The organism is Streptomyces sp. KL116D (assembly GCF_030766975.1).
In the GTDB taxonomy this organism is placed as follows: Bacteria; Actinomycetota; Actinomycetes; order Streptomycetales; family Streptomycetaceae; genus Streptomyces; species Streptomyces longispororuber_A.
This window is the reverse complement of the sequence record NZ_JASERH010000064.1, coordinates 206,508-221,934: the sequence shown is the minus strand read 5'-3', so window position 1 is coordinate 221,934 and position 15,427 is coordinate 206,508. Positions and strand designations below refer to the sequence as shown.

At 73.2% G+C, this 15,427-nt stretch carries 16 protein-coding genes and 1 pseudogene; 6 read left to right on the top strand and 11 right to left on the bottom strand.

Annotated features, from left to right (window positions below; genetic code table 11):
* Nucleotides 1–39 precede the first annotated feature (39 nt).
* Complete coding sequence (locus RBJ77_RS27090; RefSeq protein WP_372347412.1) at nt 40–429, bottom strand: hypothetical protein; 390 nt, start codon at nt 427–429, stop codon at nt 40–42.
* A gap of 98 nt (nt 430–527) precedes the next feature.
* On the opposite strand from RBJ77_RS27090, the gene RBJ77_RS27085 reads away from it, so the two are divergent.
* Nucleotides 528–761 (top strand): DUF2277 domain-containing protein, encoded by a 234-nt coding sequence (locus RBJ77_RS27085; RefSeq protein WP_255981830.1) that lies wholly within the window; start codon nt 528–530, stop codon nt 759–761.
* On the opposite strand, the gene RBJ77_RS27080 is transcribed toward RBJ77_RS27085, so the two are convergent.
* Nucleotides 749–1,372 carry a VTT domain-containing protein gene (locus tag RBJ77_RS27080; RefSeq protein ID WP_255981828.1) on the bottom strand — a complete coding sequence of 208 codons (624 nt, stop codon included), beginning with the start codon at nt 1,370–1,372 and terminating at the stop codon, nt 749–751. The genes RBJ77_RS27085 and RBJ77_RS27080 overlap by 13 nt on opposite strands.
* A gap of 231 nt (nt 1,373–1,603) precedes the next feature.
* On the opposite strand from RBJ77_RS27080, the gene RBJ77_RS27075 reads away from it, so the two are divergent.
* The gene (locus RBJ77_RS27075) at nt 1,604–2,134 is read left to right on the top strand and encodes a superoxide dismutase family protein (protein ID WP_372347411.1); all 531 of its coding nucleotides are present in this window, start codon (nt 1,604–1,606) and stop codon (nt 2,132–2,134) included.
* A 67-nt stretch (nt 2,135–2,201) separates the two neighbouring features.
* Here the strand turns inward: RBJ77_RS27075 and RBJ77_RS27070 are convergent, their stop codons facing one another.
* The 4 genes and pseudogenes from RBJ77_RS27070 to RBJ77_RS27055 all read right to left on the bottom strand — a co-directional run bounded on the left by RBJ77_RS27070 (nt 2,202) and on the right by RBJ77_RS27055 (nt 7,266).
* Nucleotides 2,202–2,648, bottom strand: coding sequence for a DoxX family protein (locus RBJ77_RS27070; protein ID WP_372347410.1), 447 nt, complete (start codon nt 2,646–2,648; stop codon nt 2,202–2,204).
* A gap of 102 nt (nt 2,649–2,750) precedes the next feature.
* A pseudogene (locus RBJ77_RS27065) lies at nt 2,751–4,693 on the bottom strand (FAD/NAD(P)-binding protein).
* A gap of 132 nt (nt 4,694–4,825) precedes the next feature.
* On the bottom strand, nt 4,826–6,484 hold the full coding sequence (locus RBJ77_RS27060) for an alkaline phosphatase D family protein (RefSeq protein WP_372347409.1): 1,659 nt from the start codon (nt 6,482–6,484) through the stop codon (nt 4,826–4,828).
* A gap of 110 nt (nt 6,485–6,594) precedes the next feature.
* Nucleotides 6,595–7,266: an HNH endonuclease family protein gene (locus tag RBJ77_RS27055; protein ID WP_372347408.1), complete on the bottom strand. Its 672-nt coding sequence runs from the start codon at nt 7,264–7,266 to the stop codon at nt 6,595–6,597.
* A gap of 413 nt (nt 7,267–7,679) precedes the next feature.
* Between RBJ77_RS27055 and RBJ77_RS27050 the strand changes: the two genes are divergently transcribed.
* Nucleotides 7,680–8,348 carry an HAD-IA family hydrolase gene (locus tag RBJ77_RS27050; protein WP_372347407.1) on the top strand — a complete coding sequence of 223 codons (669 nt, stop codon included), beginning with the start codon at nt 7,680–7,682 and terminating at the stop codon, nt 8,346–8,348.
* A 401-nt stretch (nt 8,349–8,749) separates the two neighbouring features.
* On the opposite strand, the gene RBJ77_RS27045 is transcribed toward RBJ77_RS27050, so the two are convergent.
* Nucleotides 8,750–9,595 carry a peptidoglycan-binding protein gene (locus tag RBJ77_RS27045; RefSeq protein ID WP_372347406.1) on the bottom strand — a complete coding sequence of 282 codons (846 nt, stop codon included), beginning with the start codon at nt 9,593–9,595 and terminating at the stop codon, nt 8,750–8,752.
* A 229-nt stretch (nt 9,596–9,824) separates the two neighbouring features.
* Between RBJ77_RS27045 and RBJ77_RS27040 the strand changes: the two genes are divergently transcribed.
* Nucleotides 9,825–11,900, top strand: a complete 2,076-nt coding sequence (locus RBJ77_RS27040; protein WP_372347405.1) for a DHA2 family efflux MFS transporter permease subunit — start codon at nt 9,825–9,827, stop codon at nt 11,898–11,900.
* Between the two features lie 48 nt (nt 11,901–11,948).
* On the opposite strand, the gene RBJ77_RS27035 is transcribed toward RBJ77_RS27040, so the two are convergent.
* Complete coding sequence (locus tag RBJ77_RS27035; RefSeq protein WP_372347404.1) at nt 11,949–12,455, bottom strand: GNAT family N-acetyltransferase; 507 nt, start codon at nt 12,453–12,455, stop codon at nt 11,949–11,951.
* 148 nt (nt 12,456–12,603) lie between these two features.
* Here RBJ77_RS27035 and RBJ77_RS27030 point away from each other — a divergent pair, with 148 nt between their 5' ends.
* The gene (locus tag RBJ77_RS27030) at nt 12,604–13,242 is read left to right on the top strand and encodes a hypothetical protein (protein WP_372347403.1); all 639 of its coding nucleotides are present in this window, start codon (nt 12,604–12,606) and stop codon (nt 13,240–13,242) included.
* 7 nt (nt 13,243–13,249) lie between these two features.
* Entirely contained in the window at nt 13,250–13,804 is a 555-nt protein-coding gene (locus tag RBJ77_RS27025) for a hypothetical protein (protein ID WP_372347402.1), read from the top strand.
* Nucleotides 13,805–13,856: 52 nt separating this feature from the next.
* Here the strand turns inward: RBJ77_RS27025 and RBJ77_RS27020 are convergent, their stop codons facing one another.
* From RBJ77_RS27020 to RBJ77_RS27010, 3 genes are all read right to left on the bottom strand, one after another.
* Entirely contained in the window at nt 13,857–14,309 is a 453-nt protein-coding gene (locus RBJ77_RS27020) for an iron chaperone (protein WP_372347401.1), read from the bottom strand.
* 85 nt (nt 14,310–14,394) lie between these two features.
* Nucleotides 14,395–15,027: a glyoxalase gene (locus tag RBJ77_RS27015; RefSeq protein WP_255976398.1), complete on the bottom strand. Its 633-nt coding sequence runs from the start codon at nt 15,025–15,027 to the stop codon at nt 14,395–14,397.
* 80 nt (nt 15,028–15,107) lie between these two features.
* Complete coding sequence (locus tag RBJ77_RS27010) at nt 15,108–15,425, bottom strand: antibiotic biosynthesis monooxygenase (protein WP_255976396.1); 318 nt, start codon at nt 15,423–15,425, stop codon at nt 15,108–15,110.
* Nucleotides 15,426–15,427: the final 2 nt, after the last annotated feature.

Sequence of the window (15,427 nt, the reverse complement as noted above, 5' to 3'; positions counted from 1 at the left end):
CAGGTAGCAGAGGAAGACCCCCGGGTCTGGTCGTGGTGATCAGATCCGGGGGTCTTCTTCGTGTGCGCCCCCGGCGGGCCGCGTGGCGTGGACGTGCTTGAGGCGGGCCCGGGCCCGCACCGCGTCCGTGCCGGAGAGCGCCGCCCAGTGGCGGTGGCACGTCACGAAGACGGCCAGCTCGCGCTCGCGCTGCCGGAGCTTCTCGATCTCGGCCTGCTCGTCCTCGCTCCAGCCCGGCGAGGCGGGGCGCTCCAGCTTGCGCCAGCCCTGGGTGTCGCTGAACGCGTCGAGGGGCTCGACGGACCAGGGGAGTCTCTTCAGGAGGGCCACCAGGTCGGCCCGGATCTGGTGCAGCTCCTCCTGGCCCGCGAGGAGGTCGCTCGGGTAGTCGAAGGGATCTGGGGCGGAATCGTCGTCGGTCGCTGCCACCCGGCAATGCTACGTCTGTTCGAATTGACGGTGCGAGCAACTTCGCGGAGTTCACGCGAACGTGTGTCCGTTCCGTGGGGCGGCGGCAGACTGGAGGCATGTGCCGAAGCATCAAGACCCTCCGCCCGCCCGTCCTCCCCGAAGAGGCCACGGAGGAGGAGGTCAGAGCCGCCGCCCTGCAGTACGTGCGCAAGGTGTCCGGGTTCCGGGCGCCCGCGGCGCACAACCGGGAGGTGTTCGAGCGGGCCGTGGACGAGATCGCCAGGGCCACCGCCGAGCTGCTCGACGGCCTGGAGGTGCGGGGAGCGGCGAAGCCCGCTCAGGCCTCCTGAGCCTCCGGCACAGGGCGGCGCATCACATAGGCCGCCACGATGCCCGCGCCCACGAGGGCGAGCAGTGAGACGACGGTGGACAGCCAGCTCGCGCCGAGCCACTGGGCGCCGAAGTAGCCGAGCGCGACGCTGTACGCGGCCCAGGCCACGCCCGCGAGGGCCGACCAGGGCAGGAACTCGCGGACCCTGCGGTGGGCCGTGCCGGCCGCGAAGGAGACGACCGAGCGGCCCGCGGGCGCGAACCTGGCGATGATCACGAGCAGTCCGCCGCTGGACCGGGCGAGGGCCCCGCCGAGACGTTCCTGCGCGGTGGTCAGCCGGCGCGAGCGGGCGATGGCGCGGTCCAGGCGCTCACCGCCGCGCCAGGCGAGCCGGTAGGCGACCAGATCGCCGAGGACCGAGGCCGTCGCGGCGCTGAGCGTGAGGAAGAGCAGGTCGGGCACGCCGTGCGGGATCTCGCCCGTGGCGGTGCCGGCCGCGGCGGCGGTGGCCGCGGTGATCACCAGGACACCGCTGGGCAGGACGGGCACGAAGACGTCGAAGAGCACCGAGAGCGCCACGATCGCGTAGATCCATGGGCTGCCGGTCAGCGACCCCACACTCTCCAACACCGCGAGCCAACTCCCGTACGGACCGATCCCTGGACCGTTCCCTCCGGACAGGAGCGGCTTCATGACAGCTGTACAGCGTACGCCTCAGAAGTTGCTCAAGTGACGCAAGGGGTACAGATGTTCCCCACGTCACGTTCACTCGTGTGCCGGTTTTGGCGCTGCGCCGGGCGCCCGATTCCCGTACGAAGGGCGGTGAACCGGGGGAAAACCGAGTGACCGGAGGAACCGGCAATGGTGGCAGGAATGGTGACCGGGGCTCTCGCGGCGGCCGTGTTCGCGGCAGGCGGCGGGACCGGAGGAGCGGCGGATTGTTACTGGCTGCGGGTCGGAGGGGATTTCGCGCCGCCCTCGGCGATCGCTTCCTCGCGCGCGATCACGTACGACATGGAGCTGGTGCCCGCGGGGGCCGGGGTCTCGGTCGAGCAGGGCGGTGACGACCGCGGCATGACCGTCACGCTGCGTGTCGACGGCCTCGTGCCCGGCCACGTCTACGGCGCCCACGTCCACCAGAAGCCGTGCGGCGCCGACCCGGCCGACGCGGGCGGGCACTACCAGCACGTGGTCGACCCGAAGCAGGCGAACCGCGAGAACGAGGTGTGGCTGGACTTCACCGCCGATGCCCGAGGCAACGGTTCGGCGGTCACGCACAAGGACTGGGGCGTGCGGCGCGGCGGGGCGGGTTCGGTCGTGCTGCACGACGAGCCGGGCAGCGCGGGCAAGCGCGTGGCCTGCGTCACGGTGCCGTTCGTCTCGCAGCCGTAGGTACTGGTCAGGTACGACGGCGGCGCCCGCCCTCCGTGAGGGGGGCGGGCGCCGTCGTGCGTGCGGGTCAGGCCGCGACGGTCTCGCGCGCGGGCGCCGTCTCGTCGGCCGCCGCGCCGCGCCCGGCGAAGAGCCGGTCGAGGCCGAGGGCGCCGGAGCCGGTGAAGACCAGCAGCAGCATGGCCCAGCAGAACATCGCGGAGGGCTCGCCGCCGTTCTGGAGCGGCCACAGGGACTCGGGCTGGTGGACCTTGAAGTACGCGTAGGCCATCGAGCCCGAGGAGACCAGCGCGGCGAGCCGCGTGCCGAGGCCCAGCAGGACCAGGCCGCCGCCGACGAGCTGGATCACGGCCGCGTACCACCCGGGCCAGGTGCCGGTGGGAACGGTGTCGCCGTTCATGCCGCCGAGGACGCCGAACAGCGAGGCGGCGCCGTGGCTGGCGAAGAGCAGGCCGACGACCATGCGGAACAGGCCGAGGGCATAGGGCTGGGCGTTGTCGAGACGTCCAGTCATGGGGGGACTCCTTCGGTCGGGGACGTAACCGAGTCACCGGTGGGGCCGGCGCCGCCGTTGCCGCCGTCCCACCGATGGGGGAGCGGCTCAGATTAGGAGAACCTAACCAATGCTTGCAACTTCAACATTCGGCCATGGTCGTCTTCCGTTTTGCACCCCATGTCGCCCCCCGCGACGGTCCGCAGCGCGGCCCGCGCCACCGCGTCGGCGTCCGAGAGCGTCACCGAATCGACCCCGGGGCGGGCCCCGGCGGCGGTCACCCAGTGCACTCCCTCGGTGGGCACGCCGAACGCGAACCGCCGGGCATGGACGCCCCCTTGACGGTCGATCAGGCGGTACGGGCGCGGCGTCACGTCGAGCCCTCCGGTTTCGTAGCCGTCGACCGTGTGCGGCCGGACCCGGCCCGTCTTCAGCAGCCGGGCGAGCAGTTCGTCGGCGGTCCTGCGGACGTCCGGCTCGGGCAGCCGTGCCTCGACGAGTGTGGTGACCGTCACGGCCGAGCCCGGTACGTCGGGCGAGTGCGCCGTGAACTGGCCGTCCCGCGCGGCCACTTCGAGCCGCGGGCCGACCACGGTCAGCACCCCGGCCTCGATCAGCGCGGTCATCTCCTCGATCCGGCGACGGGGCGGACCGATCGACAGGAACGCGTTGAGCGGGGTGTACCAGCGGTCGAGGTGGTCGCGGCGCGAGACGCCGGACAGGCCGCCGTGGTCGACGACGAGGCGCAGTTCGTTGCGCAGGTCGCGCAGCACGTCGAGCGCGGCCTTCACGGGGCCGTCGACATTGCCGAGCGCGGCGTGCGCGGCGTCCTCGCGCAGCCGGTCGAGGAGCCGGACGCGCCACTCGGCGGCGGAGGCGAAGCCGCGTCCGGCGTCCGGCCGCGAGACCCGGTCCCAGGACCAGTGCCGGTCGTCCGGCACCCCGAACTGCCGCAGGACGGCGGCCTCTTGGGGCGAGCGGTGCGGGGTGTCGAGGAAGCGGTCCCGGAACTCGGGGGCGGTCCGCCCGGCGGTCTTCAGGAGGGCCTCGTAATAGACGGTCTCGACCTCCTTCGCGACCAGCGGCCATATGTCGGCGAGGAAGTCGGGCGCGTCACCCGAGTCGGCCCGCTTGCGGAACCGGGCTATCGCCTCCGGGGTGAGCACGGCCGGCCGATGACGTCCGTAAGGGCCCTTGGCGTTGTCGCCGCGCGCCTGGTACGGGACGCCGCGGCGCGAACCGGCGTACAGGCGCGGCTCGTTGCCCGAGGGCCGGTAGCGCAGGGCGCCGCCCCTGCCGGTGGTGTAGCGGCCGCCGCGGCCTTCCGTGAGCAGGGCCATGTGGTCGAAGAAGTTGAGGCCGAGGCCGCGCAGCAGGACCGGTTCGCCGGGGGCCACGGAGGTCAGGTCGAGGTCGGCCGGGTTGGCCGGCGGGACGTGGCGCAGGCCGTGTTGGTGCGCGTACGCGGTGAGCCGGCGCTCGGCCGGGGTGCCGGCGGCGGGCAGATGGCCCTGGGTGAGGACGACCGCGTGCAGTCCGGCGAGTTCGCGGCCGTCGGCGAGGGTGAGGACCTGGCGGCCGTCCGGTGACTCCTCCAGGCGGACGGCGCGGGTGGCGTGGGTGACGACCTCGACGGCGGGCGGGGCAGCGGCGACCGTGTCGGCGAACACCCGCCGCAGATAACGGCCGTACCGGGCGCGGCTGGGATAGTCGTCGGGGCCGAGGGGCGCTTGCTCCGCGTCGTCGGCGCGCGCCCACTCGTACAGGCTCGGGCCGGGGCGGACCGGGCCCGCGCAGTCGACGCTGTCGTCGGTGAACAGGGTGACCTGACAGGCCACCGTGTTCATCAGCAGCTCGGGCGCCTGGTCCGTGCGCCAGACGGCGCCCGCGCCCGGCGGCGCCGGGTCGATCACGTGGACCGTGAGCCGGACGCCGGCCGGCAGGAGCTCCTCCGCGGAGGCGGTCAGCCGCTCCAGCACGCTGGTGCCGCGGGGGCCCGCGCCGACGATCGCGAGGCTCGCTGAGGGGGTTCCGGCGGGGCGTGGCACGGTGTTGCGGGCAGGCAAAAGGGAACTCCCGGGGCATGTGGGGCTGCTGGAAGCGGACGGTCCGCCTCATCATGCCGCTACGCCCGCCCGCCGCGACAGGCCCGGTCGACCGGGCCCCCGGCCGGCCCGCCGGGAGGCCGGTGGCGGGTCCTACGTCAGCCGCCGCTCCGCCGCCCTGGTCAGTCCGCCGGCCTTCGCGTCGGCCTGGTCGAGCGCGAGGTCCGCGGTGCGGTCCCGCATGGTCAGGGTCATCAGCTGGTTGCCGAACCAAGGGCCGCCCGTCTTGCGCCAGTTGATCCGCGGGGCGGTCGCGCGGGCGTGCCGGGCGAAGCGGCGGCCGAGGGCGCGCCCGGCGCGGCTCCAGCCGAAGCGGAAGCCGACGCGGATCGAGGCGGGGATGGAGTTGTGGACGGGCGAGCAGGTCAGCTGCAGCACCCGCGCGGCGGGGGCGGCCGCCGCGCCGCCCGGCCAGCCGGGTTCGGCGACGTACGCGTGGTGCACGTCGCCGGACAGCACCGACACGGTCGCGGGGGCGGCCGGGCCCGAACCGGCCTCCTCGATCAGCTCCGTGAGCGCGTCGAACGACGTCGGGAACGCCGCCCAGTGCTCCAGGTCGGCCCGTCTGCGCAGGTTCTCGCCGAACCGCGCCCAGCGGGCCCCGCGCTCACCCCGGCACAGCGCCGCGTTCCACCCCTCGGCGTCGTGGACGAGGTGCGGCAGCAGCCAGGGCAGCGACGTGCCGATGAGGAGGTGGTCGTAGGCGCCCGGCGCGGCGTCCTGGCCGTCGAGGGCCTGGGCGCGGATCCACTCCGCCTCGTCCGGGTCGAGCATCGCCCGGTGCTGCTCGTCGAGGACGCGGGCCGCGCGGGTGTCGACCATCAGCAGGCGGACCCGGCCGAAGTCGCGGCGGTAGCTCCAGCGGACGCAGCCCGGGTCGGCGTCGGCGCGGGCGGCGAACTCGCGGAGGGCGTCCGTCCCGTCGGGGGTCGCGCGCACCGCTGCGTAGACGGGGTCGAGGGCCAGCTCGGACGGCGGGAGGTTGCCTATGTGCTGGTGCACCCAGTACGACATCAGTCCGCTCAGGATGCGCTCCTGCCACCAGGGGGTGGCGCGCATGTCCCGCAGCCAGGCGGCGCTGGTGTTCCAGTCGTCGATGACGTCGTGGTCGTCGAAGATCATGCAGCTGGGGACCGTGGAGAGCAGCCAGCGGATGTCCGGGTCGAGCCAGGACTCGTAGTAGAGGTGCGTGTACTCCTGGTAGTCCGCGACCTGGGTGCCCGGCGGGTCGGTGAGGTCGCGGCGGCGGGCCAGCCACTTCCGGGTGGCCGGTGACGTCTCGTCCGCGTACACCTGGTCGCCGAGGAGGACGAGCACGTCGGGGCGCTCGGCGTCCGGGTCGGCGGCGAGCCGGGCGGCCAGCGAGTCGAGGGCGTCGGGGCCGACGGGATCGTGCTCGTCGGCGGGCGGGGCGGCCCAGCGGCAGGAGCCGAAAGTGACGCGGACGGGCCCGGCCGGGGCCGCCGTGTGGTCCGGGGTGCGGATGGTGCTCGGCGGGAACGCGGAGTCCGGCTCCGGCCAGACCAGGCCGCCGTCGAGGACCACCTCGTACGTGGTCCCGGTCCCGGGGGTGAGGCCGGTGACCGGGACCAGTGCGTAGTGGTGGCCGTCTATCTGGAAGGTCGGCGCGCTGCCGTACGCGCCGTCGGCGCAGCGCACCTCGGCGACGCAGGGCCGGTTCGCCTCGACCCAGACCGTCGCGCACTCTTCGTCCACGTACCTGAGCAATGGTCCCAGGCGCAGCCTCGCCACGTGATCGCCTCCGCGTTCCTGGGGCGTCCCTCCGACGTCCCGCCCGTACGGTACGGAACGTCGGAGGTGAGCGGGCCGGTTCCGGCGGCCCCGATGATCCGGATCCGTCGTCAGCAGCCGCTGAGCCCCGACTGGATCGCCGACTTCTCGGCCGAGTCGACCGTGAGCGCGTAGTAGTGCTTCACCTGGACCCACATCCGCAGGTACGTGCAGGTGTACGCGGTGCGGGAGGGCATCCAACTGGCCGGGTCCTGGTCGCCCTTGGACTGGTTGACGTTGTCGGTGACCGCGATGAGCTGCGGGCGGGTGAGGTCGTTGGCGAAGCCCTGGCGCTTGGTGGTCGTCCAGGAGTTGGCCCCGGACTTCCACGCCTCGGACAGCGGGACGACGTGGTCGATGTCCACGTCGCCCGACGCGGTCCAGGTGGCGCCGTCGTACGGTGAGTACCAACTGCCGGACGTGGCGGCACAGTTGGAGTCGGTCACCACGTTCGTGCCGTCGCGCTTGAGGACGACCTCCCGGGTGTTGCAGGCGCCGGACTGGGTGATCCAGTGCGGGAACAGGTCACGGCTGTAACCGTCCGACGAGCCCTCGGCCTTGACGGTCAGTTCGGAGAGGTACGTGCGGGCGGTGGCGGCGCTGATCGGGGTGGGCGGGGCGGCCTGGGCGGCCGGGGCGGTGGTGAGGAAGGTCGCGGCGGCGGTGAGGGCGACGGTGCCCGCGGCTATCAGGGCCCGGCGGGGTCGACGCGCGTAGAAAGCGGGGCGGGGGGTGCCGTTCATGTGAACTCCCTTGGTGTGGGGGGACGGTGGCCGGGTGGGTCGCCCGGCCATGGTCGTGGGGTGGGGTTTCCGGGAGGTGTGCGTTGGGTGACAGGGTCGCGTCAAGTGGGTGTGCGGGGCAAGGGGTAACTCCGCTCGGGGTGAGGTGAGTTGCCCTGTCGGGCCGCTGGGGGAGTCGTGGTTCCTGGTGGTGGTTCGCCGGCGGGGCGGGGTGTTGTGGCTGGTCGCGCGCGCGGGGCGGGGTGTGGGGGGTCCGGCCGTGTCGCGCGAGAGGTGCCCCTGACCCCGAGTGGCGATCATGGGGGTTTGTTTTGTACCGTGGTGAAACAAAGTGGTTCCCGTCCACTCACCCTGACCGGTGGGCGGGGCCGCCTTGTCCCACCCCCCTCGCCTCCGTTCTCTGGAGTCCGCCGATGACGGCCACGCCCACCGTTCTCTCCGCGCGCGCCCTGCTGCTCGACATGGACGGCACGCTCGTCAACTCCGACGCCGTGGTCGAACGGATCTGGCGGCGCTGGGCCGCGGAGCACGGGCTCGACGGCGACGACGTGATGCGCGTCGCGCACGGGCGTCAGGGGCACGCCACGATGGCCGAGCTGCTGCCCGGCCGGCCCGTGGCCGAGAACCTCGCCGACAACGCGCGGATGCTCGCCGCGGAGACCGCAGACATGGACGGGGTCGTGGCGGTGCCGGGTGCGGCGCGGTTCCTCGACTCGCTCGTCTCGGGCGGGCTGGCGCACGCCCTGGTGACGTCGGCGGACGTGCCGCTGTCGACCGGGCGGATGGCCGCGGCGGGGCTGCCGTATCCGGTGGTCCGGGTGACCGCGGAGAACGTGGGGGCCAGCAAGCCGGATCCCGAGGGGTTCCTCAAGGGGGCCGCCGAGTTGGGGGTCGAGCCTGCGGACTGTGTCGTGTTCGAGGACTCCGGGGCCGGGATCTCGGCGGGGCGCTCCGCGGGTATGCGGGTGGTTGGGGTCGGGCCTCGTGCGGGTGGGCACGGGCCCGATGTTCATGTGGATGATCTGACGTCGGTGCGGGTTGCCGCCGGCGGGGGTGGGGAGATTTTGGTGTACGTGGGGTGAGGGGGGTTGCGGCGGCGCCTTTGGGGGTTTGGGTTCTGGGGTGTGGGTGAGTGCGGGCTCGTTGGGGCTGGTCGCGCAGTTCCTCGCGCCCCTTGTGGGGCGTTCCCGCCGTCGTTGGGGTTTTGGGGTTGTGGGTTAGTGCGGGACTCGTCGTGGCTGGTCGCGCAGTTCCCCGCGCCCCTTACGGGGCACTTGCTCGCGCGGCGGAGACGCATGTCGGGGCGCGCCCGTTGCGGGGCGTTCCCTTGCGCGGCGGAGGCGCATGTCAGGGTGCGCCCCTTGCGGGGCACTTGCTCGTGTGGTGGAGGCGCATGTCGGGGTGCGCCCCTTGCGGGGCGTTCCCTCGTGTGGTGGAGGCGCATGTCAGGGCGCGCTCGTTACGAGGCGCCCGGCGGGGTGCGTCAGTGGGAGGTTTCTCGTTCCAGGGCTTCTCGGGTGGATGGGCCGTACGTGCCCGGGTGGTCCGATGTGATGCCTCGGGAGATTTGGTAGGCGCGGACCGCGTACTCCGTCGGGCCGTTGAAGTTGCCGTTCGGGTCCCCGGGGTACAGGTTCAGGCGCCTGAGGCGGGACTGGAGTTCCGCCACCTCGGGGCCGCGGTCGCCGCGGCGCAGCACCGTCGTGTCCGTCGGGCTCACCGGCCGGGTCGTCGTGGGGGACGGCGTGGTGGTCCGGGTCGTGGGCGGTGGCGTCGTGGGGGTCGGCGTCGGGCTGGGGGACCGGGTCGGCGTGGCCGACGGGGACGGCGTGCCGGACGCCGAGGGCGTCGGGGAGGCCGAGGTGGCACGGGTCGTCGGCGCGGACGGCGTCGGCGTACGGGGCGCCGAGGCGAGGGTCCGGGTGGCCGACGCCGCGGGCGCCTCGTCCGCGGTCGTGGACGGCTGGTCGCCGCCGCCCGAGGAGACCAGGACCGTGACGAGCGCCGCGACGCTCAGGACACCCGCCACCGCCGCCAGCAGCAGCACCGGGGCCTTGCGGCGGCCCGGCTCGGCGAAGTCGTCCGGTTCGTCGCCCCGCGGCTCCTCGGGCGGCAGCGGCTGGGGCGGGTGCGCGTACGGGTCCGCGGCGCGCGGCGGCGCCGGCTGCGAGGGCTCGGGGAGCGTGACGTAGGGGCGGACGCGGAGCGGGCCGAAGCCCTCCACCTCGCAGGCGCAGGACGGACCGCCGTCCGGTTCCCTGGCCGCGCCGCACTCCGGGCACGTACGACTGCTGTCGGTGCTTCCGGCGTCGCTTCTGTCTTCGGTCATGCGTCTCTACCCCCACCACACTCGCCGCTCATCCCAGGACCCCCCGTCCTTGAGCGTTCGCAGCGCATTATGCAGACCCGGCCGCCCCCGGCGCAGCGCCGGTCCCGGTGAACCCCGCCGGATCGAGGGCCCCGGACAGGACTCAACAGGCCAAACAGGGACACACCTACCAGGATGGGAAGTACCAAGCCCCCGGCCGACCCGGTCCGGGGAGGCTTCGGAGGTGGCCATGAGCAGCCAGGACATCGGCAGCGCCGGGGCGGGCGGCACCGGCCGCACCCACCAGGCGGTGCCCGACGACACCGCCAAGAGCGGCGGCGTCCTCGTCTCGATCGGCGCGCTGCTGCTGGGCATGCTGCTGGCCGCGCTCGACCAGACGATCGTCTCCACGGCGCTGCCGACGATCGTCAGCGACCTGGGCGGCCTGGAGCACCTGTCGTGGGTCGTCACCGCGTACCTGCTGGCCTCGACGGCGGCGACACCGCTGTGGGGCAAGCTCGGCGACCAGTACGGACGCAAGAAGCTCTTCCAGATCGCGATCGTGATCTTCCTCGTCGGATCGGCGCTGTGCGGCCTGGCGCAGAACATGCCCCAGCTCATCGGCTTCCGGGCCCTTCAGGGCCTGGGCGGCGGCGGGCTCATGGTGCTGTCCATGGCCATCGTGGGCGACATCGTCTCGCCGCGGGAACGCGGCAAGTACCAGGGCCTCTTCGGCGCCGTGTTCGGTGCGACCAGCGTGCTCGGGCCGCTGCTCGGCGGGCTGTTCACCGAGCACCTGAGCTGGCGCTGGGTCTTCTACATCAACCTGCCGATCGGCGTCGTCGCCCTCGCCGTGATCGCCGCCGCCCTGCACATCCCGGTGCACGCGCGCAAGCACCGGATCGACTACCTCGGCACGTTCCTCATCGCGTCCGTCGCCACCTGCCTCGTCCTCGTGGCGTCGCTCGGCGGCACGACCTGGGGCTGGGGCTCGCCGCAGATCATCGGGCTCGCCGTGGTCGGGGTGATGCTCGGCTTCGTCTTCGTGCTCGTCGAGTTCCGGGCCGCGGAACCGGTGCTGCCGATGAAGCTGTTCCGGGTGCGGACGTTCACGCTGTCCGCCGTCATCAGCTTCGTCATCGGCTTCGCGATGTTCGGCGCGATGACGTACCTGCCGACGTTCCTCCAGGTCGTGCAGGGCGTCTCGCCGACCATGTCCGGCGTGCACATGCTCCCGATGGTCATCGGCCTGCTGATCTCGTCGACCGCGTCCGGGCAGATCGTCAGCCGGACGGGACGCTGGAAGGTCTTCCCCGTCGCCGGCACCGCCGTCACCACCCTCGGCCTGCTCCTGCTGCACAATCTCACCGAGACCAGCTCCACCGCCGAGATGAGCGCCTACTTCTTCGTGTTCGGCTTCGGCCTCGGACTCGTCATGCAGGTGCTCGTGCTGATCGTGCAGAACGCCGTGCCGTACGAGGACCTGGGCGTGGCCACCTCCGGCGCCACCTTCTTCCGCTCCATCGGCGCCTCCTTCGGCGTCGCGATCTTCGGCACCATCTTCACCAACCGATTGGGCGACAAGCTGGGTTCGGCGCTCGCCGGGCAGCAGCTGCCGCCCGGGGTCAGCCCCGACTCGCTCAGCGCCGACCCGCGCGGCATCGCCGAACTCCCGGCCGATCTGCGCCCGTCCGTGCTGCACGCCTACGCCTCGTCGATCACCGACGTCTTCATCTACGCGGTGCCGGTCGCGCTGCTCGCGTTCCTGCTGTCGTGGTTCCTGCGCGAGGACAAGCTGCGCGGCTCCGTCACCGCGCCCGACCCGACGCAGACGCTCGCCTCCAACCCCGTCGAGCGCTCCTCGTACGACGAGGTCATGCGGGCCCTGTCGGCGCTCGGGACGCGCGAGGGACGGCGCGAGATCTACGAGAAGATCACCGCGCGGGCGGGCTACGACCTGCTGCCCGCGGCCAGCTGGCTGGTGCTGCGCATCAACCGGTACGGGTGGGCGGAACCGGCCGCACTCGCCGAGCGCAGCGCCGTGCCCCTGCCGGTGATCATCGCGGCGGCCCGGCAGGTCGAGGAGCGGCACCTCGCCACCCGCGAGGGCCTCGACCTGGTCCTCACCGACGAGGGCCGCGAGGTCGCGGCCCGGCTCGGCAAGGCCCGCGAGGACTCCCTCGCGGAGCTGCTCGGCGACTGGTGGGGGCCCGACCGGCCCACCGACCTCATCCGCCTGGTGTCCGAACTCAACGCGGAGATGTGCGGCTCGGACGCCGAGCGGCCGCACGACGGCGCGGGCCCACGGCCGGGCCTGGCCGCCTGACCGCGCCCCCCGACCGCGCCCCTCAGCCGCGCCGCCCGACCGCGCTCCTCAGCCGACCGGGTGCAGCGACTTCCTGAACCAGTGCTCGGCATAGACGTCGTCGTTGTGCGGCGCGGTCTCCTCGTAGCCGAGGCGCGCGTACAGGGCGCGGGCCTCCACCAGGTCGCCGCGGGTGTCCAGGCGGATCGTGCCGGCGCCGAGCGCGCGGGCCGCCTCCTCGGCCGCCGCCACGAGCAGCGGCGCACCGCCCTTGCCGCGCCACTCCGTACCGACGAACACCCGGGTCAGCTCGGCCGTACCGGCGTCCACCAGGCGCACCCCCGCGGTTCCTGCGGGCCGGCCGTCGTAGCGTGCGACGAGCAACTGGCCGGTGGGCGGCTCCAGTTGCTCGCCCGCGCCCGCCGCGACCTCGCGCTCCAGCTCGGCCGGATCCGTGGCACGCCCCTCGTGCAGCAGGTACCAGCGGTCGCTCACCTCCGTGTAGTACGCGCGCCAGAGCGCGGCGGCCACGGGGGAGTCGTACGGTTCGGGGGCGATGGTCCACAGGGTGCGCATGGGGCATTGTGAGACGCGTGGGACGCCGCAACGCAACCGGATATCGCCTGGTCCGGGCCTTCGCCGTTTGGTTCGCGGCGGTCGGGCAACTCGCCACCGGAACGCACAGTTGACGGGTTTCGGATACCGGGAAGGTCGGGAGTCACCCATGTCCACAGGCGTGATCATCGCTCTCATCGTGGTGGGGGTCGCGGTCGTCGTCGCGGCGGGCCTCTTCGCCGCGCGCACCGCACCTCGCGGCGGACGCGGCCTCAGGCGCCGGTTCGGCCCCGAGTACGAGCGGGTCGTCGCGCGGCACGACGGCGACACCAAGGCCGCCGAGCGGGAGCTGGCCGAGCGCGTGCGACAGCACGGATCGCTGCGCACCCACCCGTTGGAGCCCGCCGCCCGCGAGCGGTACGAGGCGCGCTGGGCCGACGCCCAGGAGCGCTTCGTCGAGTCCCCGCAGGACGCGGTCGCCGAGGCCGATCTGGTCCTGGCCGACTTGGCGCGGGAGCGCGGCTTCCCCGACGGCGGCCAGTACGAGGAGCAGTTCGCCGCGCTGTCCGTGCACCACGGCCCGCACGTGCACGGCTACCGGCGCGTGCACCGCGCGGCGCACGCCCGCACCGGCCGCGCGGAGGAGAGCCGGGCCGGCACCGAGGAACTGCGCGCGGCGATGGTCGAGGCGCGGGCCCTCTTCGGCGATCTGCTCGGCCCGGGCCGCGGCCCGCGCCGGCGGCCCGAGGACCCGGCGGCACACAAGCGGCACGGAGCCCTCAAGGGGCGTCTGGCGAAGGGGAGTTGAGGCGACGATGACGGACATCGGACGGGCCGGGCAGGCCAGGCAGGACAGGCAGGACAGGACGGTCCCCGGCCCCGGTACGGACGGCGAGCCGGGCTACGAACCGGGCTACGAGCCGGGTCAGGAGCCCGGTCACGAGCCGGGCGCCGTGAAGGGCGCGCGGGCCGTCGACCCGGTGGCGACCGAGCACGGCGCGAAGGAACTGCGGCCCGAGCGGCCCGAGCGGTCCGGGCGCGACCTGGTGGAGTCGGAACCGGGCGGGAAGCCGGTGCGGATGAGCGGGGCGGGCGACAGCGCCCGTGCCGAACTCGTCCCGCACGACACCCGGGACGAACTCTCCGGCCGGTTGCGTCATGCCGTCACCGGCTTCGTCGACGAGCCCCGGGCCGCCGTCGAGGAGGCCGACCACGTCCTGGAGGACCTGACGGCCCGCCTCGCCGAGACCCTCGCGGGCCGCCGCCGCACCCTGCGCACGTCCTGGCAGGACGCCACGGAGGACACCGAGCAGCTCCGTCTCGCCCTGCGCGACTACCGGGAGACGGCGGAGAAGCTGCTGCGCCTGTAGCGCACGTGGGGCACCCGGCGCACGGGGCGTACAGGCCCTGCCCGGACAGGGCCTAGGCCGCCGCCCGCTCGACGAGCTCGCTGATGCGGGCCTCGGCGGCGGCGGTCAGCTCTGTCAGGGCGAAGGCGGTCGGCCACATGGTGCCGTCGTCGAGCGCCGCCACGTCGTTGAAGCCGAAGGTGGCGTACCGCGACGTGAACTTCGCCGCGCTCTGGAAGAAGCACAGGACCTTGCCGTCCTTGGCGTACGCGGGCATCCCGTACCAGGTCCTCGGCGTGAGGTGCGGGGCGGCGGCCCTGACCAGGGCGTGCACCCGCTCGGCGAGGACGCGGTCCGCCGCCGGCATCTCGGCGATCTTCGCGAGCACCTCCGCCTCCGGGTCCGCCTTGGCGCCGCGCGGGCGGCGCGCCGCGGTCTTCAGCTCCGCGGCGTGTTCCTTCATCGCGGCGCGTTCCTCGGCGGTGAAGCCCTCGTGCTTCTCGGCGGACTGCTGGGTGCGCGGCATGGCGGGGTCCCCTCTTCGGGCAGGTCTTCGGTCGGGTCTTCGTGCGGATCGGCGTGCGGATCGTCGGGTGGAGCGGGGCGGGAGGTCAGGGCGCGGGCGTCAGCGACGACGCGGACTCCCAGGTGAACCCGTCCGGGTCGGTGAAGGGCGCGTCGGTGCCGGTGAGCACGAGGCGGTGCGAGCCGCTGCCGTCGACGGGGACGCCGACGTCCTTGGCCAGGGCCGGGCGCTTGTAGAGGGCCAGCTTCACGGGGCTCGGCCCGGCGGTGGCGAACTCGACGTACTTGCCGCCGAAGCTCTTGCCCACGGCGAGGCCCTGCTCGACGTAGAACTTCTTGCTCGCCTTGACGTCGTCGACGCCGAGCAGGAGCACGATCTCGCCGATCTCCCGGGTCGCGGCGCCCGTGTCCTTCTTCTCCGAGGTCGCGAGCTTCCAGATCGTCCCGTCGGGGGCCTGGACGGTGCCGCCGTAGCCCCAGAACGACTTGGTGACGGGCTTCAGCGACGTGGCGCCGGCGGCGAGGGCCGAGGCGGCGAAGCTGTCGACGGTGGCCGGGTTGGCGACCGTGAGCGACAGCGAGAATCCGCGGAAGCCGGTGGTGGCCGCCTCGGAGGCCCGCAGGCGCACCTGCGAGCCGAGTCCGAAGGCGGCGGAGTAGAAGCGTTCGGCGGCCGCGACGTCGGCCACTTCGAGGGTGACTGCTGCGATGGAGGTCATGTGCATCACGCTAGGCGCGTGGTGCCCGCCGATGCTTCTCGAAAACTGACCGGTTGGTGTTCCCGCAGGTCAGTGGCGGTTCACGCGGTCTTGGGGGCGGCCTGCTGGACGACCTCGAAGGACCAGACGGAGGAGCCGCTCGCGGCGGGCTTCGGGCGGTCGCCGCCGCCCTGGTGCGCGGACTTCATCGGGCCCTCCATCCACGCCTGGAAGGACTCCTCGTCACGCCACCGCGTGTACACCAGGTAGTCGTCGGTGCCCTCGACGGGGCGCAGGAGCTCGAACCACTCGAAGCCGTCGGAGTTCTCCACGGCGCCGGCGCGGGACGCGAAGCGCTTCTCGAGGGTCTCCCGCTGCTCGGCCGGGACGGTCAGGACGTTGATCTTGACTACAGACATGT

What these genes read in the sequence shown, in the direction of transcription:
- RBJ77_RS27085 (WP_255981830.1), top strand. Translation starts at nt 528, where the DNA reads ATGTGCCGAAGCATCAAGACCCTCCGCCCGCCCGTCCTCCCCGAAGAG.
- RBJ77_RS27075 (WP_372347411.1), top strand. Translation starts at nt 1,604, where the DNA reads ATGGTGGCAGGAATGGTGACCGGGGCTCTCGCGGCGGCCGTGTTCGCG.
- RBJ77_RS27070 (WP_372347410.1), bottom strand. Translation starts at nt 2,648, where the DNA reads ATGACTGGACGTCTCGACAACGCCCAGCCCTATGCCCTCGGCCTGTTC.
- RBJ77_RS27055 (WP_372347408.1), bottom strand. Translation starts at nt 7,266, where the DNA reads ATGAACGGCACCCCCCGCCCCGCTTTCTACGCGCGTCGACCCCGCCGG.
- RBJ77_RS27050 (WP_372347407.1), top strand. Translation starts at nt 7,680, where the DNA reads ATGACGGCCACGCCCACCGTTCTCTCCGCGCGCGCCCTGCTGCTCGAC.
- RBJ77_RS27045 (WP_372347406.1), bottom strand. Translation starts at nt 9,595, where the DNA reads ATGACCGAAGACAGAAGCGACGCCGGAAGCACCGACAGCAGTCGTACG.
- RBJ77_RS27040 (WP_372347405.1), top strand. Translation starts at nt 9,825, where the DNA reads ATGAGCAGCCAGGACATCGGCAGCGCCGGGGCGGGCGGCACCGGCCGC.
- RBJ77_RS27035 (WP_372347404.1), bottom strand. Translation starts at nt 12,455, where the DNA reads ATGCGCACCCTGTGGACCATCGCCCCCGAACCGTACGACTCCCCCGTG.
- RBJ77_RS27030 (WP_372347403.1), top strand. Translation starts at nt 12,604, where the DNA reads ATGTCCACAGGCGTGATCATCGCTCTCATCGTGGTGGGGGTCGCGGTC.
- RBJ77_RS27025 (WP_372347402.1), top strand. Translation starts at nt 13,250, where the DNA reads ATGACGGACATCGGACGGGCCGGGCAGGCCAGGCAGGACAGGCAGGAC.
- RBJ77_RS27020 (WP_372347401.1), bottom strand. Translation starts at nt 14,309, where the DNA reads ATGCCGCGCACCCAGCAGTCCGCCGAGAAGCACGAGGGCTTCACCGCC.
- RBJ77_RS27015 (WP_255976398.1), bottom strand. Translation starts at nt 15,027, where the DNA reads ATGACCTCCATCGCAGCAGTCACCCTCGAAGTGGCCGACGTCGCGGCC.
- RBJ77_RS27010 (WP_255976396.1), bottom strand. Translation starts at nt 15,425, where the DNA reads ATGTCTGTAGTCAAGATCAACGTCCTGACCGTCCCGGCCGAGCAGCGG.